At 73.0% G+C, this 25356-nt stretch carries 21 protein-coding genes; 8 read left to right on the top strand and 13 right to left on the bottom strand.

Annotation, left to right across the window (positions count from 1 at the left end):
- Nucleotides 1–71 precede the first annotated feature (71 nt).
- Nucleotides 72–821 (bottom strand): response regulator transcription factor, encoded by a 750-nt coding sequence (locus ACIGWZ_RS20385; RefSeq protein ID WP_400066550.1) that lies wholly within the window; start codon nucleotides 819–821, stop codon nucleotides 72–74.
- Between the two features lie 220 nt (nucleotides 822–1041).
- Entirely contained in the window at nucleotides 1042–2841 is a 1800-nt protein-coding gene (locus tag ACIGWZ_RS20390; protein ID WP_400067237.1) for an ABC-F family ATP-binding cassette domain-containing protein, read from the bottom strand.
- Between the two features lie 87 nt (nucleotides 2842–2928).
- Here ACIGWZ_RS20390 and ACIGWZ_RS20395 point away from each other — a divergent pair, with 87 nt between their 5' ends.
- A complete protein-coding gene (locus ACIGWZ_RS20395) occupies nucleotides 2929–3654 on the top strand; it encodes an alpha/beta hydrolase (RefSeq protein WP_400066552.1) in 726 nt (241 codons plus the stop codon).
- Nucleotides 3655–3663: 9 nt separating this feature from the next.
- On the opposite strand, the gene ACIGWZ_RS20400 is transcribed toward ACIGWZ_RS20395, so the two are convergent.
- The 6 genes from ACIGWZ_RS20400 to rsmI form a co-directional block, all read right to left on the bottom strand.
- Nucleotides 3664–4581: a 4-(cytidine 5'-diphospho)-2-C-methyl-D-erythritol kinase gene (locus ACIGWZ_RS20400; RefSeq protein WP_400066553.1), complete on the bottom strand. Its 918-nt coding sequence runs from the start codon at nucleotides 4579–4581 to the stop codon at nucleotides 3664–3666.
- Nucleotides 4578–5474, bottom strand: coding sequence for a 16S rRNA (adenine(1518)-N(6)/adenine(1519)-N(6))-dimethyltransferase RsmA (rsmA, locus tag ACIGWZ_RS20405; protein WP_400066555.1), 897 nt, complete (start codon nucleotides 5472–5474; stop codon nucleotides 4578–4580). Before rsmA ends, ACIGWZ_RS20400 begins: the two co-directional genes overlap by 4 nt.
- 62 nt (nucleotides 5475–5536) lie before the next feature.
- Nucleotides 5537–6691: a ubiquitin-like domain-containing protein gene (locus ACIGWZ_RS20410; protein ID WP_400066557.1), complete on the bottom strand. Its 1155-nt coding sequence runs from the start codon at nucleotides 6689–6691 to the stop codon at nucleotides 5537–5539.
- Nucleotides 6692–6804: 113 nt separating this feature from the next.
- Nucleotides 6805–7683, bottom strand: a complete 879-nt coding sequence (locus ACIGWZ_RS20415) for a TatD family hydrolase (protein WP_400066559.1) — start codon at nucleotides 7681–7683, stop codon at nucleotides 6805–6807.
- A 47-nt stretch (nucleotides 7684–7730) separates the two neighbouring features.
- The gene (locus ACIGWZ_RS20420) at nucleotides 7731–8186 is read right to left on the bottom strand and encodes a hypothetical protein (protein ID WP_400066561.1); all 456 of its coding nucleotides are present in this window, start codon (nucleotides 8184–8186) and stop codon (nucleotides 7731–7733) included.
- Between the two features lie 172 nt (nucleotides 8187–8358).
- Complete coding sequence (gene rsmI, locus ACIGWZ_RS20425) at nucleotides 8359–9237, bottom strand: 16S rRNA (cytidine(1402)-2'-O)-methyltransferase (protein ID WP_400066562.1); 879 nt, start codon at nucleotides 9235–9237, stop codon at nucleotides 8359–8361.
- Nucleotides 9238–9391: 154 nt separating this feature from the next.
- Between rsmI and ACIGWZ_RS20430 the strand changes: the two genes are divergently transcribed.
- The 4 genes from ACIGWZ_RS20430 (at nucleotide 9392) to ACIGWZ_RS20445 (ending at nucleotide 14156) form a co-directional block, all read left to right on the top strand.
- Nucleotides 9392–11131, top strand: coding sequence for a dolichyl-phosphate-mannose--protein mannosyltransferase (locus ACIGWZ_RS20430; protein WP_400066564.1), 1740 nt, complete (start codon nucleotides 9392–9394; stop codon nucleotides 11129–11131).
- A gap of 213 nt (nucleotides 11132–11344) precedes the next feature.
- Complete coding sequence (locus tag ACIGWZ_RS20435; protein ID WP_400066567.1) at nucleotides 11345–13003, top strand: penicillin-binding transpeptidase domain-containing protein; 1659 nt, start codon at nucleotides 11345–11347, stop codon at nucleotides 13001–13003.
- 86 nt (nucleotides 13004–13089) lie between these two features.
- Nucleotides 13090–13308 carry a hypothetical protein gene (locus ACIGWZ_RS20440; protein WP_400066569.1) on the top strand — a complete coding sequence of 73 codons (219 nt, stop codon included), beginning with the start codon at nucleotides 13090–13092 and terminating at the stop codon, nucleotides 13306–13308.
- A complete protein-coding gene (locus tag ACIGWZ_RS20445; RefSeq protein WP_400066571.1) occupies nucleotides 13305–14156 on the top strand; it encodes an EamA family transporter in 852 nt (283 codons plus the stop codon). Before ACIGWZ_RS20440 ends, ACIGWZ_RS20445 begins: the two co-directional genes overlap by 4 nt.
- A gap of 15 nt (nucleotides 14157–14171) precedes the next feature.
- Here ACIGWZ_RS20445 and ACIGWZ_RS20450 read toward each other — a convergent pair whose 3' ends face one another.
- From ACIGWZ_RS20450 to ACIGWZ_RS20470, 5 genes are all read right to left on the bottom strand, one after another.
- A complete protein-coding gene (locus ACIGWZ_RS20450; RefSeq protein WP_400066573.1) occupies nucleotides 14172–15368 on the bottom strand; it encodes a serine hydrolase domain-containing protein in 1197 nt (398 codons plus the stop codon).
- Between the two features lie 82 nt (nucleotides 15369–15450).
- The gene (locus ACIGWZ_RS20455) at nucleotides 15451–16266 is read right to left on the bottom strand and encodes an energy-coupling factor ABC transporter ATP-binding protein (RefSeq protein ID WP_400067239.1); all 816 of its coding nucleotides are present in this window, start codon (nucleotides 16264–16266) and stop codon (nucleotides 15451–15453) included.
- A complete protein-coding gene (cbiQ, locus tag ACIGWZ_RS20460; protein ID WP_400066575.1) occupies nucleotides 16242–17003 on the bottom strand; it encodes a cobalt ECF transporter T component CbiQ in 762 nt (253 codons plus the stop codon). The genes ACIGWZ_RS20455 and cbiQ overlap by 25 nt, the downstream gene beginning before the upstream one ends.
- Entirely contained in the window at nucleotides 17003–18163 is a 1161-nt protein-coding gene (locus ACIGWZ_RS20465) for an energy-coupling factor ABC transporter permease (RefSeq protein ID WP_400066577.1), read from the bottom strand. The genes cbiQ and ACIGWZ_RS20465 overlap by 1 nt, the downstream gene beginning before the upstream one ends.
- 184 nt (nucleotides 18164–18347) lie before the next feature.
- Nucleotides 18348–19334, bottom strand: coding sequence for a helix-turn-helix domain-containing protein (locus tag ACIGWZ_RS20470; protein WP_400066579.1), 987 nt, complete (start codon nucleotides 19332–19334; stop codon nucleotides 18348–18350).
- A 205-nt stretch (nucleotides 19335–19539) separates the two neighbouring features.
- On the opposite strand from ACIGWZ_RS20470, the gene ACIGWZ_RS20475 reads away from it, so the two are divergent.
- The 3 genes from ACIGWZ_RS20475 to ACIGWZ_RS20485 all read left to right on the top strand — a co-directional run bounded on the left by ACIGWZ_RS20475 (nucleotide 19540) and on the right by ACIGWZ_RS20485 (nucleotide 25173).
- Nucleotides 19540–20838 (top strand): alpha/beta hydrolase family protein, encoded by a 1299-nt coding sequence (locus ACIGWZ_RS20475; RefSeq protein ID WP_400066581.1) that lies wholly within the window; start codon nucleotides 19540–19542, stop codon nucleotides 20836–20838.
- Nucleotides 20839–21147: 309 nt separating this feature from the next.
- A complete protein-coding gene (locus tag ACIGWZ_RS20480) occupies nucleotides 21148–24459 on the top strand; it encodes a S41 family peptidase (RefSeq protein WP_400067242.1) in 3312 nt (1103 codons plus the stop codon).
- 372 nt (nucleotides 24460–24831) lie between these two features.
- Nucleotides 24832–25173: a hypothetical protein gene (locus ACIGWZ_RS20485; RefSeq protein WP_400066583.1), complete on the top strand. Its 342-nt coding sequence runs from the start codon at nucleotides 24832–24834 to the stop codon at nucleotides 25171–25173.
- Nucleotides 25174–25356 lie beyond the last annotated feature (183 nt).

A 25356-nucleotide genomic window follows, 5' to 3' on the forward strand; every position in this document is an offset into this window, starting at 1 on the left:
GAGCGCGGCGCCCACCGGGGCCGCCCGCCCCCCTCCGGGGCTTCGCCTCCCGGCGCCCGGCCCCGGCCGGGCTACTCGCCTCCCCGTTCCGCGTCCTCCGGCCCCGCCGGCGTCGTGTCCTCGTCCGCTTCCGTGGCCGGGGCGCGCAGGCCCCCGCCCCGGGCCGCCCGCTCCAGCAGCCCGGTACGGGCGGCCAGCGCGGCGGCCTCCAGGCGGGAGCCCACCTCCAGCTTCATCAGCACCCGTTGGACGTGCGTGCGGGCGGTGCTCGGCGCGATGGCCATCCCGGCCGCGATCAGCCGGGTGTCCTCGCCGTCCGCGACCCGCATCAGTACCTCGACCTCGCGCGGGGTGAGCAGCTGGAGCAGCCGCGCGCCCTCGTCGTCCGGCTGGGCCGCCGGGTGCAGCAGTTCCTCGAAGGCCTGCTGGAGCAGCTGCGGCGCGATCGCCGCCTCGCCCGCCCGCGCCTTGAGCATGGCGCGCTCGACGCCCTCGATCCGCTCGTCGTTACGGACGTAGCCGGACGCCCCGGCGGCAAAGGCCGCCGCGATACCGCGCGGGCTGGGCACCGGGCCCAGCACCACCACCGCGATCCCCGGCCGCTCCTTCTTGATCCGTACGACCGGGTCGAAGGCGCCCGGCGCGGCGGGCGCGGCGGTGCCCAGCAGGCACACCTCGGGCGCCCGGCTCACCACCAGATCCGCGGCCCCGGCGCTCGGCGCGGCCGCCGCCAGGACGCGGTGCCCGCGCAGCTTCAGGGCCGAGGCGAGCGCCTCGGCGAGCAGACGGTGATCGTCGACCACCATGAGCCGCACGACCATCGCGAACCCCCTCACCTCCCGGCGGGCCCCCGCCCCCGGCCCCCACCGGGCCCCTTTGTGCCCGGGAATTGTCCCCGGGAAGCTACACGCTCGGCCGATCTCGCGCGCCCCCTACCGGGGAGAAGACCGCAGGAATGCGGTCTTCTTGGCCAATCGGGGCCGATTGCCTCCCCCGGGCCCCGTCCGGGAGGACCGCCGGTACGGCCCGCGCGGCCCTCCGTTACGCGTCCTCCGCCAGCTCCAGCCAGCGCATCTCCAACTCCTCGCGCTCGCCGATCAGTTCACGGAGCTGGGCGTCGAGGCCGGCGACCTTCTCGAAGTCGGTGGCGTGCTCGGCGATCTGCGCGTGCAGCTTGCTCTCCTTGTCGCCGATCTTGTCCAGCTGGCGCTCGATCTTCTGGAGTTCCTTCTGTGCCGCGCGGTTGACGGCGGCCGCCTTCTTGGGCGCGGCGGCCGCCGCAGCGGGGGCGGGCACCGCGGCCTCGATGACCTTCAGGCGGCGCTCCAGGTACTCGTCGATGCCGCGCGGCAGCATCCGCAGCGCGGCGTCACCCAGGAGCGCGAAGACCCGGTCCGTCGTCCGCTCTATGAAGTACCGGTCGTGGCTGATGACGATCAGCGAGCCGGGCCAGCCGTCGAGCAGGTCCTCCAGCTGGGTCAGGGTCTGGATGTCGAGGTCGTTGGTCGGCTCGTCGAGGAAGAGGACGTTGGGCTCGTCCATGAGGAGGCGGAGGATCTGCAGGCGGCGCCGCTCACCGCCCGAGAGATCGCCGACCGGTGTCCACTGCTTCTCCTTGGTGAAGCCGAACTTCTCGCACAGCTGCCCCGCGGTCATCTCCCGGCCCTTGCCGAGGTCGACCCGCTCGCGCACCTGCTGCACGGCTTCCAGCACCCGCCAGGCCGGGTTCAGCTCGGCGACCTCCTGCGAGAGGTACGCCAGCTTGACGGTCTTGCCGACGGCGATCTTGCCGACCGCGGGCTGCGCCTCGCCCTGAGTACGGGCGGCCTGCTCCAGCACCCGCAGCAGCGAGGTCTTGCCGGCGCCGTTCACGCCCACCAGGCCGATCCGGTCGCCGGGCCCCAGCTGCCAGGTCAGATGCTTCAGCAGCTCCTTCGGGCCGGCCTGGACGGTGACGTTCTCCAGCTCGAAGACGGTCTTGCCGAGACGGGAGTTGGCGAACTTCATCAGCTCGGCGGTGTCGCGCGGCGGCGGTACGTCCGCGATCAGTTCGTTGGCGGCCTCGATACGGAAGCGGGGCTTGCTCGTACGGGCCGGGGCGCCGCGCCGCAGCCACGCCAGCTCCTTGCGCATCAGGTTCTGCCGCTTGGCCTCTTCGGTGGCCGCGATCCGCTCCCGCTCGGCCCGCGCGAAGACGTAGTCGCTGTAGCCGCCCTCGTACTCGTGGATCGCGCCGCGCTGGACGTCCCACATCCGCGTACAGACCTGGTCCAGGAACCACCGGTCGTGGGTGACGACCACCAGCGCGCTGCGGCGGGCCCGCAGATGCCCGGCGAGCCACGAAATGCCTTCCACGTCGAGGTGGTTGGTGGGCTCGTCGAGAACGATCAGGTCCTGTTCGGCGATGAGCAGCTTGGCCAGGGCGATCCGGCGGCGCTCGCCGCCGGACAGCGGTCCGATGACGGTGTCCAGGCCCTTGTCGAAGCCCGGCAGATGCAGATCGCCGAAGAGTCCGGTCAGGACGTCACGGATCTTGGCGTTGCCGGCCCACTCGTGGTCGGCCAGATCGCCGATGACCTCGTGCCGGATGGTGGCGGCCGGGTCGAGGGAGTCGTGCTGGGTGAGCACCCCCAGCCGCAGGCCGCCGCTGTGGGTGACCCGGCCGTTGTCCGCGTCCTCCAGCTTGGCGAGGATCCGGATCAGGGTGGTCTTGCCGTCCCCGTTGCGCCCGACGACGCCGATCCGGTCCCCCTCGTTGACGCCGAGGGAGACACCGTCGAGCAGGGCACGGGTTCCGTAGACCTTGCCGACGGCTTCCAGATTGACGAGGTTGACGGCCATCTCACTCCTGTGCTTCACATCGATCGACCTCCCCAGCCTAGTCGGCGCGCGAAAGCCGCCCTTCACCCGTTGGATAGCGTGCCCGTCATGCGACCGGAGTGGGCAGGGGAAACGGAACGCGGGCTGGTCTACGGCCCGAGCGGCAAGCGGCTGGACGTGCACCGTCCGGCGGGGGTGACCGGGCCGGTGCCGACGGTGCTGCTGTGGCACGGCATCGGCCCCGACGAGCGGGACGTCCTGGAACCGCTGGCGCGGGCCGCCGCGGCGCGCGGCCTGCTGGTCCTGGTACCGGACTGGCGCTCGGACGCCGCGGACGGCGGCCGGGCGCAGCTTCAGGAGTCGATGGCGTTCGCGGGCAAGGAAGCGGGCGGGCTGGGCGGCGACGGGGAGTCGTTCGTCCTGGCCGGCTGGTCGGCCGGAGCCGGGGCCGCGCTGGGCGTCGCGCTGCGGCCCGAGGCGACGGACGGCCCGCGGCCGACGGCGGTGGTCGGTGTGGCGGGCCGCTACGACGTGCCGGCCCGCACCACCGGCACGGTCCCGCTGGACGACCTCGCCGCGGGCCTGGCCCCGGCCGTGCCGGTGCACCTCGTGCACGGCGCCCGCGACACCGTCGTGGACGCCCGGCACTCCCGGGACCTGGCCGCCGCGCTGCGCGCCGCGGGCCTGCCGGTGACCCTCCAGGAACCCGCCACCGATCACGCGGGCGTCATCATGACCGGGTTCGACCCCGCGGCGAACCGCTGCCGCCCGACGACGGCGGAGCACGCCGTACGGGCCGGGCGGCTGGTGGCCGAGGTGCTGGCGGCCGGCTGAGCCGCCCGGTCAGGTCAGGGTCGCGCCCGGGGCGGGCGAGTCCGCGAGCCGTACCTCGCGGCAGGTGCCCGACTCCCGCAGCGCCGCCGCCACATGCTGCGCCGCCTGCGCGTCCTTGACCAGGAAGGCGGTGGTCGGCCCGGAGCCGGAGACCAGGGCGGCCAGGGCGCCGGCGGCGGTGCCGGCGTCCAGAGTGGCGGCCAGGGCGGGCCGCAGGGAGAGCGCGGCGGGCTGGAGATCGTTGGTGAGGGCCGCGGCGAGGGCGGTGGCGTCGCCGGCCTCCAGGGCGGCCAGCAGCTCGGGCGCGGGCTCCGGCTCGGGCACGTCCGTACCGGCCGTCAGCCGGTCGAACTCCCGGTAGACGGCCGGGGTGGACAGCCCGCCGTCGGCGACCGCGAAGACCCAGTGGAAGGCGTCGCCGACGGGCAGCGACGTCAGCAGTTCGCCCCGGCCGCGGCCCAGCGCCGCGCCACCGACCAGGCTGAAGGGCACGTCGCTGCCCAACTCCGCGCAGATGTCGAGGAGTTCGGCGCGGTCGGCGCCCGTGGACCAGAGGGTGTCGCAGGCGAGCAGGGCGCCCGCGGCGTCCGCGCTGCCGCCCGCCATACCGCCCGCGACGGGGATGCCCTTGGTGATGTGGAGGTGGACGTTCGGCTCGATGCCGTGCCGGGCCGCGAGCAGTTCGGCGGCGCGGGCCGCCAGGTTCGTGCGGTCCAGCGGGATCTGGTCGACGTCATGACCCTCGGCGGTGATCCGCAGGGCGTCCGAGGCGGTGGCGGTGACCTCGTCGTAGAGGCCGACGGCCAGGAAGACGTTCGCCAGGTCATGGAAGCCGTCGGGCCGGGCCGCGCCCACCGCCAGCTGGACATTGACCTTGGCCGGTACGCGTACGGTGACCGCAGCGCCGCTCGTCCCGCAAGCCCTCATCCGTTGTCTCCCTCTTTCGCGCCCTTGTGCTCGGCGATCCGCGCGAACTCTTCCACGGTCAGCGCCTCGCCGCGGGCCTGCGGCGAGATGCCCGCGGCGACCAGTGCGGCCTCCGCGGCGGCGGCCGAGCCGGCCCAGCCCGACAGCGCGGCCCGCAGGGTCTTGCGGCGCTGGGCGAAGGCGGCGTCGACCACCGCGAAGACCTCTTCCCGGCTCGCCGTCGTCTCCAGCGGCTTCTCCCGCCGGACGAGCGAGACCAGCCCCGAGTCGACGTTCGGCGCGGGCCAGAAGACATTGCGGCCGATGGCGCCGGCCCGCTTGACCTCGGCGTACCAGTTGGCCTTGACCGACGGCACGCCGTAGACCTTGTTGCCGGGGCGGGCCGCGAGCCGGTCGGCGACCTCGGCCTGCACCATGACCAGGGTGCGGTCGATGGTGGGGAAGGTCGCGAGCATGTGCAGCAGTACGGGGACCGCGACGTTGTAGGGGAGGTTGGCGACCAGCGCGGTGGGCGCGGCACCGGGCAGCTCGGTGATGTGCATCGCGTCGCTGTGCACCAGCGCGAAGCGGTCGGCGCGCTCGGGCAGCCGGGCGGCGACGGTGTCCGGCAGCGCGGCCGCCAGCACCTCGTCGATCTCCACCGCGGTGACCCGGTCGGCGGCCTCCAGCAGCGCCAGCGTCAGCGACCCGAGACCGGGCCCGACCTCGACCACCACGTCGTCGGGCCGCACTCCGGCGGTCCGCACGATGCGGCGGACCGTGTTGGCGTCGATGACGAAGTTCTGGCCGCGCTGCTTGGTGGGACGTACGCCCAGCGCGGCGGCCAGCTCCCGGATGTCGGCGGGCCCGAGGAGGGGACCGGAATCGTCGCTGCTACTGCTGCTCTTGCTCACCCGTGAAGCTTACGGCCCCCGCCCCGGAAGCCTTCGGTCCTCACCCCTCAAGCCCACGGACCTCACCCGTGGAGCCTGCCGCCGCAGACCGGCCAGGGGCTCGTACCCCGGGTGAGATAGAGCTTCTTGGCGCGGAAGGTCTGCTCCTGGGCGGGGGCGTCCTGCGGGCGGCCGCTGCCGCCGAGCGCGTGCCAGGTGCCGACGTCGAACTGGTAGAGCCCGCCGTACGCCCCCGACGCATCGACCGCGTCCGGCCGGCCGCCCGCCTCGCACCGCGCCAGCTCGCCCCAGGCGAGATGGTCGGCGCCCGCGACGGAGGTGGGCAGCGCTTTGGTGCCGATGTGCACGATCTGCGCGCGCGGCCTGTGCACCACGTCCGAGTCCACCCGCTGCGGCTTCTGCCGGACGCCGTTGACGGTCCGCAGGCGGTAGGTGACCCGCCGGACCCCGGGCCGTCCCTGCTGGACGACGGACTCGGTGCCGCGGGCCAGCCCGGCGTTGCGCCGTTTGACCGTACGGAACGGGATGGGCTCCTCCCGGACCTCCTTCGAGCCGGTGATGCGCAGCACCGAGACGGTCTGCCCCTCGCGCGGGAAGCTCTCCAGCGGCACCGAGGCGGTGTCCTCGTCGTGCAGCGCGAGCCCGGCGTCGGCCAGGGCCTCGCGGACGGTGGCGGCGTTGGTGCGGACGTGGTGTGCGCGGCCGTCGGCGACGAACACCATCGAGCGTTCGGTGCGTACGGCCAGCTCCAGACCGTGCCGCTCGATGCGGCGGGAGCGGGAGCTGGACAGGACGGCGCCCTCGGCGCGCACCCCGAACTGGCGCAGCGCGTCGTCCACGGTCGTGGCGGTGGTCCACACCTGGCGGCGCCGGCCGTCGAGAGTGAGGACGACCGGGCGGCCGTGCCGGACGACGACCTCGTCGCCGCTGTGGAGTTCGGCGCCGGGGGCGGGCGCGACGATGTCGTGCCGGGCGATGTCCAGGTTCTCGTCGGCGAGCAGGTCGTCGACGCCGTCGGCGAAGGTGTGCAGGGTGCGCGGTGTGCCGTCGACGCTGAGCCGGACGGCCTTGTCGTGCGCGATGAAGGCGGTGGTGCCGCCGGCCAGGAAAGCCAGGACCAGGGCCCGCGGCAGCAGCCGCCGCAGGGTTTCCGGGCGCTCGGGGACGCGCCTGCGACGGCCGCGCGCGGCGCGGTGGCTGCTCTGCGAAGGACTCACGACGCTCCAGATGCCACGGATCCGGTTGACGGCCGGAGGGTAGCGGAGCAACGGTGACCGTCCAAAGTCGAGCCGTTACGGAGCGTGGTCGCCGCGGGGTCGTGCGGCGGGGCTCAGTAGTCGAAGGCGCGGGCGGTGTTCGCCGCGACGGCCGAGGCCAGCGCGTCCTCGGTCATCCCCTTGACCTCGGCCATCGCGCGCAAAGTGAGCGGAATCAGATAGGGCGCGTTCGCTCGTCCGCGGTACGGCACGGGAGTGAGGAAGGGGGCGTCGGTCTCGACGAGCACCAGTTCGGGCGGGGCGACGGCGAGCGCGTCGCGCAGCGGCTGGGCGTTCTTGAAGGTGACGTTGCCGGCGAAGGACAGGAAATAGCCGGCCTCGGCGCAGATCTTGGCCATCTCCGCGTCGCCCGAATAGCAGTGGAAGACGACCCGCTCCGGCGCGCCCTCCTCGCGCAGGATCCGCAGCACGTCCTCGTGGGCCTCCCGGTCGTGGATGACCAGGGCCTTGCCGTGCCGCTTGGCGATCTCGATATGGGCGCGGAAGGACCGCTGCTGGGCGGCCATGCCCTCGGGGCCCGTACGGAAGTGGTCCAGGCCGGTCTCGCCGACGCCGCGGACCTCGGGGCGGGCGGCGAGCGCGTCGATCCCGTCGAGCGCCGCGTCCAGGGCGGCGTCGCCACCGGGCTGCCGCGCGCCCTGCCGCGACCAGCCGTCGGGGTCGCCGAGCACGATCCGGGGCGCCTCGTTCGGATGCAGCGCGACGGTGGCGTGCACGCTCTCGTACGCGGCGGCGGTGTCCGCGGCCCAGCGCGATCCGGCCAGGTCGCAGCCCACCTGCACCACGGTGGTCACCCCGACCGAGGCGGCCTTGGCGAGCGCCTCCTCGACGGTGGTTTCCTGCATGTCGAGGTGGGTGTGCGCATCCGCGACCGGTACCCGGAGCGGTTCGGGCAGCGGCGGCGGGGTGGTCTTGTCGTCCTGCGGTGCCATGGCCGCGATCCTACGAGGACCGCGGCCAGGCCTTCACCCGCAGATGGTCACTTGCGATGGTGCTGGAAGGGGTGCAGCAGGTCGGAGAGGTGCCAGTGATGGCGCCCGGCGCCCTCGGCGCCGCGGTCCGTACGGTCCTCGGACTCGGAAGCCGCAGCCTTCTTCTTCCCGTTGTTGCTTTGGCGCTGGTGCATGTTCGCTATCGCGTCGGAGACCATCGAGACCTGGCCCGAGCGCATGATCCGTACGACGTTGCTGCCGCAGTTCAGGCACGTGGGCCGGGTCAACGGAGACGGCACACGCTCGCCGTCCGCGTAGTAGACGACGTGCAGGTCACCCTTGGCGTCCACCTGGTGGTCTATTTCGTACGCCTGCTCCCAGCCGTGGCCGCACCGCATGCAGGCGAAGGCATACGCCTCATGCGCCGCCGGCTCGGCGGACCGGGGAAAAGGGGAAACTCCGCGCGGGGAAGTCGTGCTGCTGGTCTTGGCGATGTCGCTCATGTGCGCTCCCTCTTGTCCACAGGACAAGGCAAGGTTTCCGGGACCGTACGTCCCACCCCCAGTGGACGCCTTTTCCGGCCGGATGCGCACCTGAGCTGCTGCCTATTGGCCCAGATTTGACAGGTGGCAGGGAAAACACCCCACTGCGCGGCCTCTGCCTTTACCTTCCAGGTCAGTCATTTACCTTCCCGTGGGTCGGTTCTGGCCGAGCGGCATTCTTCGCCGCGACCACCGCGTCGAAAACCTGCCGCTTGGGCAGCCCGGCATCGGCGGCAACCGCCGCAATGGCCTCCTTGCGTCGCTCCCCCGCCTCCTCCCGCACCCGCACCCTGCGCACCAGCTCCTCGGGCCCCAGCTCCTCGGGCCCGCTCTCCGGCGCGCCCTCGACGACGACGGTGATCTCGCCCCGTACGCCCTCCGCCGCCCAGGCCGCCAGCTCCCCCAGCGGCCCCCGCTTGACCTCCTCGTACGTCTTGGTCAGCTCGCGGCAGACGGCGGCCCGCCGGTCCGCGCCGAACACCTCGGCCATCGCGGCGAGGGTGTCGTCCAGGCGATGGGGCGCTTCGAAATAGACCAGGGTCCGGCGCTCGTCCGCGACCTCGCGCAGCCGCGAGAGCCGCTCACCGGACTTACGGGGCGGGAATCCCTCGAAGCAGAAGCGGTCCACCGGCAGACCGGACACCGCCAGCGCGGTGAGCACCGCGGACGGGCCCGGTACGGCCGTCACCTTCACCCCGCGCTCCACCGCCGCCGCCACCAGCCGGTAGCCGGGGTCGGAGACGGACGGCATTCCGGCGTCGGTGACCAGCAGCACCCGCGCACCGCCCGCCAGCGCCTCCGCCAGCTCCGGCGTCCGCGCCGCTTCGTTCCCCTCGAAGTACGACACGATCCGCCCGGCCGGCTGCACCTCCAGCGCCTGGGTCAGTCGGCGCAGCCGCCGGGTGTCCTCGGCGGCGATCACATCGGCGGCCGCGAGTTCGGTGGCCAGCCGCGGCGGCGCGTCCGCGATCTCGCCGATGGGCGTCCCTGCAAGTACCAGCGTTCCAGTCACGTCCCCATCCTCCCAGGGCCGCTCGGCGCCCCGCGGCGGGCGGGCCCGGGACGGGAGCCGTCGCCGTTCCCGGACAACCGGTCGCTCACCACCTCAACGGCACGGCACCCCGGTCCGCGGTGCAGAGCGCCGGTCCACAGGCTGCTTCCCTACGATGGGCCGGGTGACGAGTGACACCACCGCGACCGAGGCCGGCGCGCACCGCGCCGGGTATCCGGCCCAGCAGCCCCCCGTGTGGCAGCGGCGGCTGCGCCGCTTCGGTTACCCGGCCCGCCCGCAAGGCGATCTCCGCGCGCGGCTGGTACCCGCCTTCCCGGGACCGGCGACCCGGCTGTGGGCGGTGCTCGGGGCGGGCCCGGACGCCGCCGTGCGGCTGTCGCGCTGGGCGGCCTGGGGCGGCCCGCTCCTGGTGGCGCTGGTCGCGGGAGTGCTGCGCTTCTGGCATCTGGGCAGCCCGCACGACGTGATATTCGACGAGACGTACTACCCGAAGGACGCCTGGTCGCTGCTCCGGTACGGCTACGAAGGCACCTGGGACAAGAACGCCAACGCGGCGCTCGTCGGGCCGCACCCGAAGATCCTGCTCAGCCCCCAGGCCTCCTACGTCGTCCATCCCCCGATGGGCAAATGGCTGATCGCCCTCGGCGAGGGCGTGTTCGGCATGAACCCCTTCGGCTGGCGCTTCATGGTCGCCCTCCTGGGCACCCTGTCCGTCCTCCTGATCTGCCGCATCGGCCGCCGTCTGATGCGCTCCACGGCCCTGGGCTGCCTGGCCGGCGCCCTGCTGACGGTCGACGGCCTGCACTTCGTCATGAGCCGCACGGCCCTGCTCGACCTGATCGTGATGTTCTGGGTGGTGGCCGCCTTCGGCTGCCTCCTGGTGGACCGCGACCGCACCCGGGCCCGGCTGGCGGCGGCCCTGCCGGTGAGACCGGACGGCCTGGCGCACCCCGACGACACCGTCGGCGACCGGCTGCGCCTCGGCTGGCGCCCCTGGCGCATCGCCGCCGGCCTCTGCCTGGGCCTCGCCTCCGCCACCAAGTGGAACGGCCTCTACTACCTCGCCGCCTTCGCCCTGATGTCCGTCCTGTGGGACGTGGCGGCCCGCCGCACCGCCGGCGCCCGCCACCCGTTCCGCTCCGCCCTGCGCCGCGACGTCCTGCCCGCCTTCGGCGCCACCGTCGTCGTCGCCGTCGCCACCTACCTCGCGTCCTGGTCCGGCTGGATCGCCACCAAGGGCGGCTACTACCGCGACTGGGCCACCACCCCCGACGGCCGGACCGGCGCCTGGACCTGGCTGCCCGACTGGCTGCGCAGCCTCTGGCACTACCAGACCGAGGTCTACGCCTTCCACACCGGCCTGACCACGCCGCACACCTACCAGTCCAACCCCTGGAGCTGGCTGGTCCTGGGGCGCCCCGTCTCGTACTTCTACAAGGACCCCACCGCCGGCCACCAGGGCTGCACGGCGGCCGAGGGCTGCGCCCGCGAGGTCCTGGCCCTCGGCACCCCGCTCCTGTGGTGGGCCGCCTGCTTCGCCCTGCTCTACGTCCTCTACCGCTGGCTGTTCAAGCGTGACTGGCGGGCGGGCGCCATCGCCTGCGGCATCGCGGCCGGCTACCTCCCCTGGTTCCTCTACCAGGAACGGACGATCTTCCTCTTCTACGCCGTCGTCTTCGTCCCGTTCCTGTGCCTGGCGCTGGCCATGATGATCGGGGCGCTCATCGGCCCACCCGGCGCGAACGAACGCCGCCACACCATCGGGGCAGTGGGCGCGGGCGTCCTGGTCCTCCTGATCATCTGGAACTTCATCTACTTCTATCCCCTCTACACCGGCACCCCGATCCCGAAATCGGACTGGCACGGCCGGATGTGGCTGGACAGCTGGGTCTAGCCGGCACGACGCACGGGGCGCCGCGTGGACCGGCGGCGGCCCGGTTCCCCCGGCGGCATCACAGGTTCACAACAGACGCCTCACAGCGTGTCACCGGACCGTGCCCGGATCGAGACTGACCGGCACCCGCTCGCTTCCCCGTGTCCCTTAGAGTGCGACGCACGTTCTTGTGTGCGTATCCAAGGACGAGCTCTCTGGGAGGGGATCGGTGGCATGCGCCGCGAGGTGAAGTACGGGGTGATCGGCGGATCGGTGGCCCTGGTGGCGGGAGTCGTGGGCGGCTTTACGCTGTTCGGCGGCTCGGACGACGACAAGTCGCCGCAGCAGGTCACGTCCGCGGACGCCAAGTCGGGGGGCAATGCGCCCACCGTGAAGACCGGCCCGCTCAGCGCCAAGGAAGTACAGGCGACGTCTCAGGAGTTCCTGACCGCCTGGCAGGGCGGCGACGCCGCAAAGGCAGCCGGGCTGACGGACAGCCCCGACGCCGCCAAGAGCGCGCTGGAGACCTTCAGCAAGCAGGCCAGGTTCTCCAAGGTGACGGTGACTCCGGGCACGCCGACGGGCGACAAGATGCCGTACACCGTCAGCACCCAGATCGCCTACAACGGCACGAAGGCGCCGTACTCGTACCGCACCTCCGCGACCGTCCACCGGGACAAGGCCACCGGTAAGCCGCAGATCGCCTGGCAGCCGGCGGTGCTGCACCCCGGCCTGGCCAAGGGTGACGAGCTGCGGACGGGCGAGGCCGAAACGCCGCCGATCAAGGCCGTGGACCGTAACGGCACCGAGCTCACCCCCGAGGCGCACCCCACGCTGACCGCGATCCTGGACAGCCTGCGCGACAAGTACGGCGACAAGACCGACGGCAAGCCGGGCGTGGAGCTGTTCATCAAGCGGGCCAAGGCCGCCGACCCCTCCGCGCAGCAGCCCGACAAGACGCTGAAGGTGCTCTCCAAGGGCACCCCCGGCACGCTGAAGACCACCCTGGACAGCAAGCTCCAGACGGCGGCCGAGAACGCGATCAAGGGCAAGAAGTCGGCGTCCGCGGCGGCGGTCAAGCCCAGCACCGGCGAGATCCTGGCGCTCGCCAACTCCCCGGCCAAGGGCTTCAACATGGCCACCCAGGGGTCGCTGGCCCCCGGCTCGACGATGAAGATCATCACCTCGGCGATGTTCCTGGACAAGGGCCTGACCTCGCCCACCAAGAAGCACCCGTGCCCCAAGTACTTCACCGTCGGCGGCTGGAAGTTCCAGAACGACGGCAAGTCCGAGATCAAGGACGGCACCTTCGCGCAGAGCTTCGCCGCGTCCTGCAACAACGCCTTCATCTCGCTGGCTCCGAAGCTCACGAACGCCGATCTGACCGCCGAGGCCCGGGACGTCTTCGGCATCGGACTGAACTGGCAGACCGGCATCCCCACCTTCGACGGCGCGGTACCGGTGCAGCAGGACGCGCAGATGGCGGCCTCGCTGATCGGGCAGGGCGGCGTGCGGATGAACCCGCTCAACGTCGCCACGTTCGCCGCCACGGTCCACGCCGGTTCCTTCCACCAGCCGTACATCGTCGCGCCGTCGCTGGACAACCGGACCTTCGCCAAGGCCGCCCGCGCCATGAAGCCGTCCACCCAGTCCGGCCTGAAGTACCTGATGAAGGTGACCGCGACCTCCGGTACGGCCGCCGAGGCGATGTCCGGGGTCGGCGGTGACATCGGCGCCAAGACCGGCTCGGCCGAGGTCGACAACCAGAAGAAGCCCAACGCCTGGTTCACCGCCTACCGCGACGACCTCGCCGCGGCGGCCGTCGTCCCGGCGAGCGGCCACGGCGGCTCCAACGCGGGCCCGGTGGTCCGCGCCATCCTCACCGCGGGCTGAGCCGGCGGGGCACCGAGGGGTGTCCCCCGTCTCACCGGCCGGATTTCGTTCGCATGGCCCGTACAGCTTTCGCTAGCGTGCGGGCCATGAGCGATGCTGCGCCCGCCACCCCCACCCCCGCACCACGAGCGCCCGGTCCCCGCCACCGCAGGCGCACCCGCGTGCTTGCCGACCGCGGGCTCCTGGGCCACCGGACGGTCCGGGCCGCCGCCGGCACCCCGCGCACCGTCTTCCCCCTCGATCCGGCATCCCTGACCGAGTACGCCCAGGGCCGCATCGTGGACGTGCGCGAGCGCACCGCGTGACCCCGCTCGTCGTCGCGGCGGTCCTGATAGCCGCCGTCACCCACGCCAGTTGGAACGCGATCGCCCACGGCATCCGCGACCAGCTCCTCGCCTTCACCCTGGTCGGCGGCGGCGGCGCCCTGTGCGGCGTCGGCATAGCGGCCTTCACCCCGCTTCCCGCGGCGGCCGCCTGGCCCTTCCTCCTGGCCTCCGTCGTGCTGCACGTCGTCTACCAGGTCCTGCTCATGCAGTCGTTCCGCCTGGGCGACTTCGGCCAGATGTACCCGATAGCCCGCGGCACGGCGCCCCTGGTGGTCACCGTCCTCGCCGCCGCCTTCGTCCACGAGATCCCCGACGCCTGGGCCATGGCAGGCGTGGCCATAGCCTCCGCCGGCCTGGTGGGCGTGGCGCTGTGGGGGATCCGCGGCGCAGAGACGAAGCCCCACTGGCCGGCCATCATCGCCGCCCTCGCCACCGGGCTGTCCATCGCCTCCTACACCACCGTCGACGGCCTGGGCGTACGCGCCTCCGGCACGCCCCTCGGCTATATCGCCTGGCTGATGATCCTCGAAGGCCTGGCCATCCCCGCCTACGCCCTCGCCACCCGCCGCGGCCGACTCCTCACCGCGCTCCGCCCCATGGCCCTGCGCGGCCTGGCCGGCGGCGTCCTCTCCGTCTTCGCCTACGGCCTCGTCCTCTGGGCCCAGACCCGCGCCCCCCTGGCCCCCATAGCGGCCCTCCGCGAGTCCTCGATCATCGTCGGCGCCGCCATCGGAGCCCTCTTCTTCAAGGAACGCTTCGGCGCACCCCGCATCGCGGCGGCGAGCCTGATGGTGGTGGGCATCGGGCTGATGCTGCACTCGGGGTGAGCGGCCCTCGCGGGGTCACCCCGCAACGTGGGCGGCGGCGCGCACCAATGCCTGGGCGCGCGGATCCGCCGTCACATTCTTCTGCATGCCATTTGTGACGTAGCCGAAAGCGAATCCGCTCTCGGGATCGGCGAAAGCAAGGGCACCGCCCCGCCCCGGATGGCCGAAGGAGCCCGGCCCCAAAAGGGGTGCGGCCGCACCGTGCAACATGAATCCGAGCCCGAACCGCGTATGCACCAGCAACGTCCGGTCAAGGCCGGCGGATTCCTCGGTACGCGCAAGCGTCAAAGTGGCCGGCGCAAACAAGCGCGGATGCCCGTCGACCGGCCCGATGAGGGCCGCATAACAACGCGCCAATGCCCGTGCCGTGGCAATGCCGTTCGAGGCGGGAAGCTCGGCGGACCGGTACGCAAAGGCATTCTCATCGGCCGCCGGCGCTATGGCGCCAAAGGCCCGCCGGGTGAGCGAAGAAGGATCCGCGGAGGCCTCGGCGACCGCCCGCTTGGGGCGCACCCGCAGCCCGGCGGCCCCGGTCCCGGCCGGCGGCTCGATCTCGGTGAGCCGCCCCACCCGGGACTGCGCCTCGGCCGGCAGGCCTATCCACAGATCCAGCCCCAGCGGCCCCGCTATCTCCTCCGCCACCCAGCTGCCGAGCGTCCGTCCCGTGACCCGCAGCACCAGCTCGCCCATGAGCCAGCCGTAGGTCTGGGCGTGGTAGCCGTGTTCGGCCCCCGGCTCCCAGACGGGCGCCTGGGCGGCCAGCGCCGCCGCCCCGCTGACCCCGTCGATGGCCTGCGCGGGCGTCAGCGGCGTATCCAGAACCGGCAGCCCGGCCCGGTGCGACAGCAGATGCCGTACGAGCACCCGCTCCTTGCCCGCCGCCTTGAATTCGGGCCAGTACGTGCCGACGGGCGCGTCCAGGTCCAGCAGCCCCCGCTGATGCAGCAGCAGCGGAACGATCGCCGCCACGCCCTTGGTCGCGGACCGGACGACCTGCGCCGTCCCCCGCTCCCAGGGTTCCGAGGAGGCGCCGTCCCCGTCCTTGGTCCCGCCCCACAGGTCGACGACCTTGCGCCCGTGCAGGTACACGGCGACCGCGGCCCCCCGCTCCCCGCGCCGCGCAAAGTTGTCCGCGAAGGCGTCCCGGACCGGCTCGAAGCCGTCCTCGACCGTGCCCTGGACGTCCACCACTGATTCCCGCTTCCCACTCATCCGTCGCTTTGGTGACCCATCAATGGTGCAACGCGCAGATCAGTGCTGATGACCAGGGCCCAGGCCAGTGGGATTCGTCACATCACCCGGGCCGGGCGCCGGTTCGGACGGGCAACGTCACCGACCGGGGATCGAACCCGAACGGCAATTCCAGCCGGTGGGTCCGCATCAGCGCGTCGTCGCACAGCAATTCCTGAGTGGTCCCGTCCGCGACAATCACTCCGCCCGACAGCACAACGGATCGCGGACACAGCTCCAGCGCATAGGGCAAATCATGCGTGACCATCAATACGGTCACATCCAACGACCGCAGAATATCCGCGAGTTCTCGCCGCGAGGCGGGATCGAGATTGGACGACGGCTCGTCCAGTACGAGAATTTCCGGGCGCATGGCGAGCACCGTGGCCACGGCGACCCGGCGCCGCTGGCCGAACGACAGATGATGCGGCGGCCGGTCGGCGAACCCGCCCATGCCGACCCGTTCGAGCGCCTCCGTCACCCGCTCCTCCAGCTCGGCCCCGCGCAGCCCCGCCGCGGCCGGCCCGAAGGCGACGTCCTCCCGGACGGTGGGCATGAACAGCTGGTCGTCGGGGTCCTGGAAGACGATCCCCACCCGCCGCCGGATCTCGGCGAGGTGCCGCTTGCCCACCGGCAGCCCGGCGACGGCCACGGACCCGGCCCCCGCCTCGAGAATCCCGTTCAGATGGAGAACGAGCGTGGTCTTGCCCGCACCGTTGGGCCCGAGCAGCGCAACGCGCTCACCGCGGGCGACGGACAGATCGACCCCGAACAGCGCCTGATGCCCGTCGGGATAGGCGTAGGCGAGCCCGGAGACCTCGAGCGAGGGGGGCGTGTCGGTCGGCGTGGTCGTACTCACAGCGTCCATCCCAGAAGGCATACGGCAAGGGCGGCAACAGGCAGCGTGGCGGCGTGGGTCCATTGTGCGCGGGTGGCGGCGGTGTCGGTCAGGACGGGCATGGTGCCGGTGTAGCCCCGGCTGACCATGGCGAGGTGCACCCGCTCCCCCCGCTCGTAGGAGCGGATGAACAGCGCGCCGGCGGACTTGGCGAGCACCCCCCAGTGCCGTACGCCCCGGGCCTCGAATCCCCGCGAGAGCCGGGCGATCCGCATCCGCCGCATCTCGTCGGTGATCACATCGCCGTAGCGGATCATGAACGACGCGATCTGTACGAGCATCGGCGGCATCCGCAGCCGCTGGAGCCCCAGCAGCAGTTCACGCAGTTCGGTCGTCGAGGCGAGCAGGACGGAGGCCGCCACCCCCAACGTCCCCTTGGCCAGGATGTTCCAGGCCCCCCACAGCCCGGACACGCTCAGACTCAGCCATCCCGTCTGCACCCGCGGTCCCTCCGCCACGAACGGCATCAGCACCGCGAACGCCACGAACGGCACCTCGATCAGCAACCGCTTGAGCAGGAACCCGGCCGGGATCCGGGCCACCGCCGCGCTCGACGCGATCAGTACCGCGTAGAGCGCGAAGGCCCAGATCGCCTCGCGCGGCGTGGAGACCACGATCAGGACGAAGCAGAAGACCGCGGCGATTTTGCAGTGCGACGGCAGTGCGTGCACCGGCGAGTGCCCGTGCCGATAGAGCTTGTGGGCGTGCCCGGCCCCCATCAGACGCGCTCGCCCGAAGCCCCGGCGGTCCCGACGGCACCGGCGGCACCGGCGGCCTCAGCGGTCCTGCGCCGCCGCAGCACCACGAAGACCCCGGTCCCGACGGCCAGCGTGGCCCCGACCCCGATCACTCCGGCGAGCCCGCCCGCCAGCCGTGCGTTGCCGATGTCCTTCACGCTGTAGTCCGCGAGCGGCGAGTCCTTGCTGGCGTGCGCCTCGGTCTTTGCGTCGATCCCCTGGTCGTGGGCGACCTTCTCCAGGCCGTCCGGGCTGGCGGAGGCGTAGTAGCTGATCCCGCCGGCGCACAGCAGCGCGGCCGCCAGCCCGGCCAGCCAGACGCGGCGAACGGAGCGGCGGGGAGCCGGCGCGGCAGGGGCCGACGCGGCGGGTCCGGTCTCGCGCGCGGCCGTGGTGACCTCGTCCGCGGCCGGCGCCGGCGCCGGGACATCGAGCGGCGACGTCCGCAGCTCCAACGGCTTGGCCAGCCCGCGCGCCCCGTACACCAGATCCGGCCGTACGGCGATCACCGCGCCCACCGTCAGGGCCGTGATGGCGGCCTCACCCAGGCCGATCAGCACATGCACCCCGACCATGGCGGTGAAGACCTTGCCGATCGGCACGTCGGTCGTCCCGCCCAGCGCGTAAAGGGCGGTGAAGGCGACCGCCGCGGCCGGCACCGACATCAGGGCCGCCACGAACGAGGCGACCGTGACCGAGCGCCTCTTCCGCGGCAGCACCTTCACCAGCCCGCGGAAGACGGCGTACGCGACAACCGTCGTCACGATCGCCATATCGCTGATGTTCACGCCCAGCGCCGTCAGCCCGCCATCGGCGAACAGCACCCCCTGCATCAGCAGCACCACCGATACACAGAGCACGCCCGTGTACGGGCCCACGAGTATCGCCGCGAGCGCTCCGCCCAGCAGATGCCCGCTGGTCCCGGCCGCGACCGGGAAATTCAGCATCTGCACCGCGAAGATGAAGGCCGCCACCAGGCCGGCCAGCGGCGCCGTGCGCTCCGCCCCCGCCCCCGTGCCGCCCTGCACCGCACCCGCCAGCTCACGCCGGGCGCCGCGCAGGCTGACCGCAACCGCGACCGCGGCGACCGCACCGGTCGCCACCGACACCGGCGCATTGATGAATCCATCAGGTACGTGCATCTCGGATTGTCTCCACTTCAGGCGCTGCAACCCACCAATGGTGGTGCCTCCTGCAAAGAGCTTGCAAGAGCGCCCACAGTGCGAAACGACACAGCCCTGTGCTACCGCCCCGTAACGCACCGCACGCCCACCCGATCGCGAGCCGGTGCGCCCACGCCCCTCGGCCGGGGCGGACGGCGCCCGGTCACCCGCGCATCCGGCCGCCCCGCTGAACCAGCAGGCTCCCCAGGGCCGTGCGCCGGTGCAGGACCGCCCGCCCCGCGCGGACCGTCGTGATCAGGCCCGCGGCGCGCAGCGCGGCCGCATGGGCGGAGGCCGTGGCGTTGCTGACGCCGAGGCGGCCGGCGAGCTGGCTGGTGGTGTGTGCGTCGGCGAGCCGGTGCAGGATGTCGACGCGGGTGCGGCCGAGGACGCCGGACAGCGCGTCGCCCGCGTCGCCCGCGTGGTTCGCCCCGGGGGCCGTGAGCGGCAGGCCCGTACCGGCCGGGTAGGTCAGATACAGGGGGCGGTCGGGCAGGTCGGAGAACAGGGGAGGGCCGGTCCAGTGGAAGGTGGGAACGAGGACCAGGTCGCGCCCTTGCACGGCGATGTCGCGGTCGTAGGGGGCCTCGAACTCCCAGATATTGCCGCGTAGTCGGGCGGCGGGCGCCAGCTCCGCGAGGGCTGCGCCGATGCCGTGCTCGGCGACGGTCAGGGCATGGCGGGTGAACTCCGCCCGGTGCAGGTCCTGGATGAGGGGCCATACCGGGCGCAGCGCCGTGTCGAAGGCAGCGTGCTGGGCGCGGCGCAGCAGCTGCCACGCGTCGGCGTCGCCGCGGTGCAGGTCCCGGATCCACGGCGGGGGCGGGGAGGGGCGGTCGGCGTTGACCCGTTCGATTTCGGAGCGGACCAGGGCCGGGGGCGTGGCCCGTACGGCGTCCAGTCCGGTGCCGAGGCTGTCGCTGAAGACGTCGATGAAGAGGGGTGCCTGGCCGGCCGGGACCAGATCCCGCAGCGGTCCGACGGCGGGTGGCAGGGACCGCAGCAGCCGTTGCCGCCAGCGCCCGAAGAGCAGTGCGTCGTCGGGGAGGCACATCTTCATCAGCGCCACGTTCAGCTCTTGCAGCGGGGCCGGCCGGGGCGCGAACCGGACCCGGGCGAAGGCGTCGGCCGCGAAATGGATCCTGATCAATACGCCCCCCGTCGGCGCCGCGCCATCGTTTCGGCCAGGCCCTGAACCTTCGCCGGGAACCTCCGTGGGGCGCCAGCATGCACGTCGTGGGTCGGCCGCGCTCATTCACCCAGAGGGGCGTCGAAGGACGCAAGTGCCGACGCCCTGCAGGCACACGGGCAGGCAGGCACACGGGCAGGCAAGCGCACAGGCACAAGGGGGAACCATGTTCCGTACCAGGGTCGGCAACGACGACATGGGCCGTCGGACGGTCACCACGTCGGCCGCCGCGGCGCTGGGCACGGCGCTGCTGCTCGCGGGCTGCGGCACCGCGGAGGGGAGCGGCGTGCAGGGGAGGACCGCGAAGGGGCGCTCGGCGAAGCGCGGCGGCACGCAGGGCCGGGCCGGGGCCGGCCTCGCCCTGCGGCTGCCGGCGCCGACCGGCCCGCACCCGGTCGGAGCCACCGCGCTCTACCTGGTCGACCGGTCCCGGCGCGACCCGTGGGAGAAGATCGCCGTACGGGAAGTGATGGTCACGGTGTTCTATCCGGCCCGGTCCGTGCGCGGCTACCCGGTCGCGCCGCAGATGACCAGGGGCGCCGCGGCGGTGTTCGGGCAGCTCGACGCCGCCGTCCACCACCTGCCGAGGACGGGCGTGGACTGGGCGGCGACCCTGACCCACGCCCGGACGGACGCCCCCGCGCAGGCGGGCCGGCGGCCGGTGCTGCTCTACAGTCCGGGCGGCGGCGATGCGCGCACCCTGGGCACCGGCGTCGCCGAGGAGCTGGCGAGCCGCGGGTACGCGGTGGTGACCATCGACCATCCGGGGGATGCCGGTGAGGTCGACTTCCCGGTGGCACGGGCGGGACGGGAGAGAGTCCGGGCCACCGTCTTCCGGGGAGATCCGCGGGCCGATCCGCGGCGGTTCCGCACGATGATCGACACCCGCATCGCGGACATCCGCTTCGTCCTGGGCCAGTTGGCGGCGGTGGCGGCCGGACGGAACCCGGACGCGACGGGTCGCGCGCTGCCCAAGGGGCTGGGGAGTGCGCTGGACCTGCGGCGGGTGGGCGTCTACGGCCACAGCGCGGGCGGCACCGCGGCGGCCGAGGCACTGTACGAGGACCGGCGCATCGGCGCGGCGGTCAACCTGGAGGGCTACCTGGACCGGCCGCCGGAGCGGCCCGGTGCGGAGGGCGCGCTGTACCCCGTCGCCCGGCACGGGGTGGACCGGCCGCTGCTCCTGGTGGGCAGCGAACACTTCCCCCGCAGCAAGGAGCGGGACCGTTCCTGGTCGGCCCTGCTCGCCCACTCGCGGGGGCGTGCCCAGCGGCGCCGGATCGACAACGCCGCGCACTGGGTCTTCAGCGACTACGCCGCCCTGGCGCCCCGGCTGCAGGCCGCCGGGCTGATGACGGCGCACGACCGGAACGCGCTGGTCGGCGCGGTCGACCCGGCCACGTCGGTGCCGACGGTCCGCGCGTCTGTGCACTCCTTCTTCGCCCGGCACCTTCCGGTGCGCTGAGGGGCGTGCCCGAGCGCGACGGCGGCCGGGGCCGGGACGGGGGTCCGGCCCCGGCCGCCGTCGCCGCTCGTACGGGGTCCGACGGGATACGCGTACGGGGTCCGGCCGAGTGACGGACCCGCTCCGGACCCGCCGGTACGCGGCTCCGCGGGATGCGCGCCGCGCCGCCGTCGAGTGCCGCTGCGCATCCGGCGCCAAGTTGCCGCCCTCCCGCTCCCCCGAAACCATGGTGGCGTGAACGACGCACGCGAGGCCGTCGGGCCGCCCCCGGAGCCGAACCCCGCCCAGCCTCGCGGCCGTCTGCGCCGCATGCCGGCCAGTCCCGGCCCGCCATCCGGCTCCTACCTGCGGTTTCCGCATCTGCACGGCGATCTGCTCTGCTTCGCCGCGGAGGACGACCTCTGGGTGGCCCCGATCGCACCACCGGGCGAGGAGCCCGGCCGCGCCTGGCGGCTGACCGCCGACCGCACCCGCGTGGGCCATCCCCGCTTCTCCCCCGACGGCCGCCAGATCGCGTTCACCACCTGGCGCAGCCTCGATCCCGAGGTGCATCTCGTACCGGTCGAGGGCGGGCCGGCCCGGCGGCTGACGTACTGGGGCAGCACGGACGCCCGGGTCTGCGGCTGGACGCCGCCCGACCAGGACGGCAACCCCCACGTCCTGGCCGTCTCCTCGCACGGCCAGCCGTTCTCGTACTACTCGTGGTCGTACAGCCTGCCCACCGACGGCAGCCCCGGCGGCCGGCTGCCGTGGGGGCCGGTCTCCGACATCGCGGTCGCCGACGTCGAGGGGGAACACCGCACCCTGCTGCTCACCGGCAAGCCCCCGCACGAGCCCGCCTCCTGGAAGCGCTACCGGGGCGGCGCGATGGGCCGCCTGTGGCTGCACGGGCAGCGGCTGCTGCCGGAGCTGTACGGGCATCTGGACTCGGTGATGTTCACCGGCGGCCGGATCGCGTTCCTGTCCGACCACGAAGGCATCGCCAATGTCTATTCCTGTCTGCCGGACGGCACGGATCTGCGGCGGCACACCGACCATGCGGACTTCTACGCCCGGCACGCCTCGACGGACGGTGCGCGCATCGTCTACCAGTGCGCGGGCGACATCTGGCTGATCGACGACCTGACCGCGGGCGCCGTACCGCGCAAGCTGGCGGTCAAGCTCGGCGGGCCGCGGACCGGCCGCCGGCCGTACCAGGTCCCGGCCGCCTCGCATGTGACCTCGCTCGCGGTGGACGCCACCGGGCGGGCCAGCGCGGTCGGCGTCCGCGGCAGCCTGTACTGGCTCACCCACCGCGACGGCCCGGCCCGGACGATCCACGACGTCCCGGGCGTACGGGTGCGGCTGCCCGAGATGCTGGGTTCGACCGGGCGGATCGCCTACGTCACGGACGCCGAGGGCGACGACGCCATCGAGATCTCCGACCTGCCGCGGGCCAGCACCGCCCACACCCCGCTGCGGCTGGCGCAGGGCAAGCTGGGCCGGGTCCACGAGATGGTCTCCTCCCCGGACGGCGAACGGGTGGCGGTGGCCTCGCACGACGGCCGGCTGCTGCTGGTGGACACGCGGGCGCCGGAGGAGACGGCCGAGGACGAGCCGGGCCGGCCCGGCGAGGTCACCGAGCTGACCACCTCCGGCAACGGCCCCGTGCGCGACCTCGCCTTCTCCCCCGACTCCCGCTGGCTGACCTGGTCGCATCCCGGCATCGGCCGCTCGCTGCGGCTGATCAAGATGGCCCGGCTGGCCGACCGCACGGTCGTGGACGTCACCAACGGCCGCTTCGAGGACGAGCAGCCGGTGTTCACCCGGGACGGGCGCTATCTCGCGTTCCTGTCGTGGCGCGGCTTCGACCCGGTCTACGACGTGCACACCGGCGATCTGTCCTTCCCCCTGGGCTGCCGGCCCCATCTCGTGCCGCTGTCCTCCGCCACCCCCTCCCCCTTCGCGCTGTCCCCGGAGGGGCGGCCCGCGGCGGGCGGACTGGACCCGGCGGAGAACCCGCCGCTGGGGGAAGGCCCGGTGATGGTGGAGGTGGAGGGGCTGGAGAACCGGGTCACGCCGTTCCCCGTCGCCGCGTCCAAGTACTCGGCGCTGCAGCCGGTCGCCGGGGGCGGGCTGGTCTGGCTGCGCTGGCCGATCTCCGGGGCGCTGGGCGAGACCTTCGCCAACCCGGCCGAGACGTCGGGGCGGCCCACCCTCGAACACTTCGATCTGACCAAGGCGCGGCGCACCGAACTCTCCGGCTCCCTGGACTCGTACGCGCTCAGCGGCGACGGCTCCCGGCTGGTCCTCAACGACGAGGGCGATCTGCGCGCCGTCCCCGCGACCGAGCCGCCCGACGCCGACTCGACGGTCTTCCTGGACCTGCGGCGCATCCTGCACGACGTCGAACCGGGGTGGGAGTGGCGCCAGGCCTTCGACGAGGCGGGCCGGCTCATCCGGTCGTACTTCTGGGAGCCGCAGTTGTGCGGCATCGACTGGGACGAGGTGCTGGCGCAGTACCGGCCGCTGGTCGAACGGGTCGCCTCCCCCGACGAATTCGCCGATCTGCTGCGGGAGGTGCTGGGGGAACTGGGCACCTCGCACGCCTACGTGGCCGGCGCCAGACGCAACGAGGGACCCCCGCACTACCAGCGCCCCATCGGCCTGCTGGGCGCCAACTTCTATCCCCGGGACGGACGGTGGGTGGTCCAGCGGATCCTTCCCGGCGAGTCCTCCGACCCCAAGGCGCGTTCCCCGCTGGCCGGTACGGGCATCCGCGAGGGCGCCGCGCTCACCCATGTCGACGGCCGCCCGGTCGATCCGGTGGCGGGCCCGTATCCGCTGCTCGCCGCGGCCGGGGGCACCACCGTCGAGCTCACCTTCGCGCCGGCGGAAGGCGCGGGCCCCGCGCGCCGGATCGCGGTCGTCCCCCTGATCGACGAACGGCCGCTGCGCTACCAGGACTGGGTCGCCAAACGCCGCGCCGTCGTCCGGGAACTGAGCGGCGACCGGTGCGGCTATCTCCACATCCCCGACATGGGCGGCTCCGGCTGGGCCCAGTTCAACCGCGATCTGCGGCGGGAGATGTCCATGCCCGCGCTGATCGTGGACGTACGGGGCAACGCGGGCGGCAACATCTCCGAGCTGGTCGTCGAGAAGCTGACCCGCACGATCATCGGCTGGGACCTGACCCGCGGCGCCCAACCCGTCTCGTACGCCGGCAACGCCCCGCGCGGCCCGGTGGTCGCGGTCGCCGACGAGATGACCTCGTCCGACGGCGACATGATCACCGCGACCGTCAAGCTCCTGGGCATCGGCCCGGTGGTGGGCATGCGCACCTGGGGCGGGGTGGTCGGCATGACCGGCCGGCACCGCCTCGCCGACGGCACCACGATCACCGTGCCGATGAACGCCGCGTGGTTCCAGCTGTACGGGTGGGGCGTGGAGAACCACGGCGTCGAGGTCGACATCGAGGCCCTGCGGTCGCCGGTGCACTGGGCGGAGGGACGGCATCCGCAGCTGGGCGTCGCGGTGCGCACGGCGCTGGAGTTGCTGGAGCGGCATCCGGCCGCGACGCCGCCGGACCTGTCGGACGTGCCGGACCGGGCGCGGCCGCCGCTGCCGCCTCGGGACGGGTGAAACGCCGCGTCATCGCCCGTTGGACGGAACCGGGCTCCCGGCCGCATCTTCATGCCGCCGCGGCGAAGATCGCCAAGGAAGGGAACGCCAAGGCCGGCGATATCGTCTCCTTCCAGCGGAAGAAGGAGAAAAACTGCCGCCACGTGGCGAGATTCTCCGGGTCAAGGACAGGGGAAATCCGACATGGCGCGGCCCGTGAAAGCCCTGGGAGCAGTCGCCGCTCTGATGCTGGTATCGGCCGCGTGCGGCCCCTCCGGCAGCGGACCGGCGAACGGAACGGGAACGGAGTACGCGTCCGCCTACTCCGGTCACGAGCCGCTGCACGTGTTCGGTTACCCTTCCGCCGGCTCTCTTCGTGTCACACAGGAACTCGTGTGGCGTATCGCCGACGGCGACGCGGACGAGCTCCAGTCACTCGCCACCACCGACAGCAGCGACGACGAGACCCAGAAGACGGCCGCCAACTGGATCAAGGGCTTCGGTGCAGCGGCCAAGGGCAAGGTGTCGGCCGACTTCTACGACGAGGGCTCGCAGCGCCAGGTCGTCGTGCTGTATTTCCACGCCACTCACCAGGTCAAGGAAATCAGCGCCCGCATCGACAGCGACGAGGACGGCAACTGGCGCATCCTGATGAAGGAAACCTCCTTCAAGGACGCGACCGGCAAGCCCGTTTGGGCCCCCAAGGAACCCGGAGGGGCCGGCTCCCGACACTGAGCGCCGAGAACGCCACCACGGCTGGCCGAAGAAGCTCCAGGTGGCCAAGTGACCGTCAACCGAGGCGTGGGGGGGGCCCCGGGGGGGGGGGGGGGGCCCCCCCGGGGGGGGGGGGGGGGGGGGGCGGGGGGGGGCGCCCCGGGGGGGGGGCCCCCCCGGCCGGGGGGCCGCCCCGCCCCCGGG

It is taken from the genome of Streptomyces sp. NPDC053427, from assembly GCF_044544985.1.
Classification (GTDB): Bacteria; Actinomycetota; Actinomycetes; order Streptomycetales; family Streptomycetaceae; genus Streptomyces.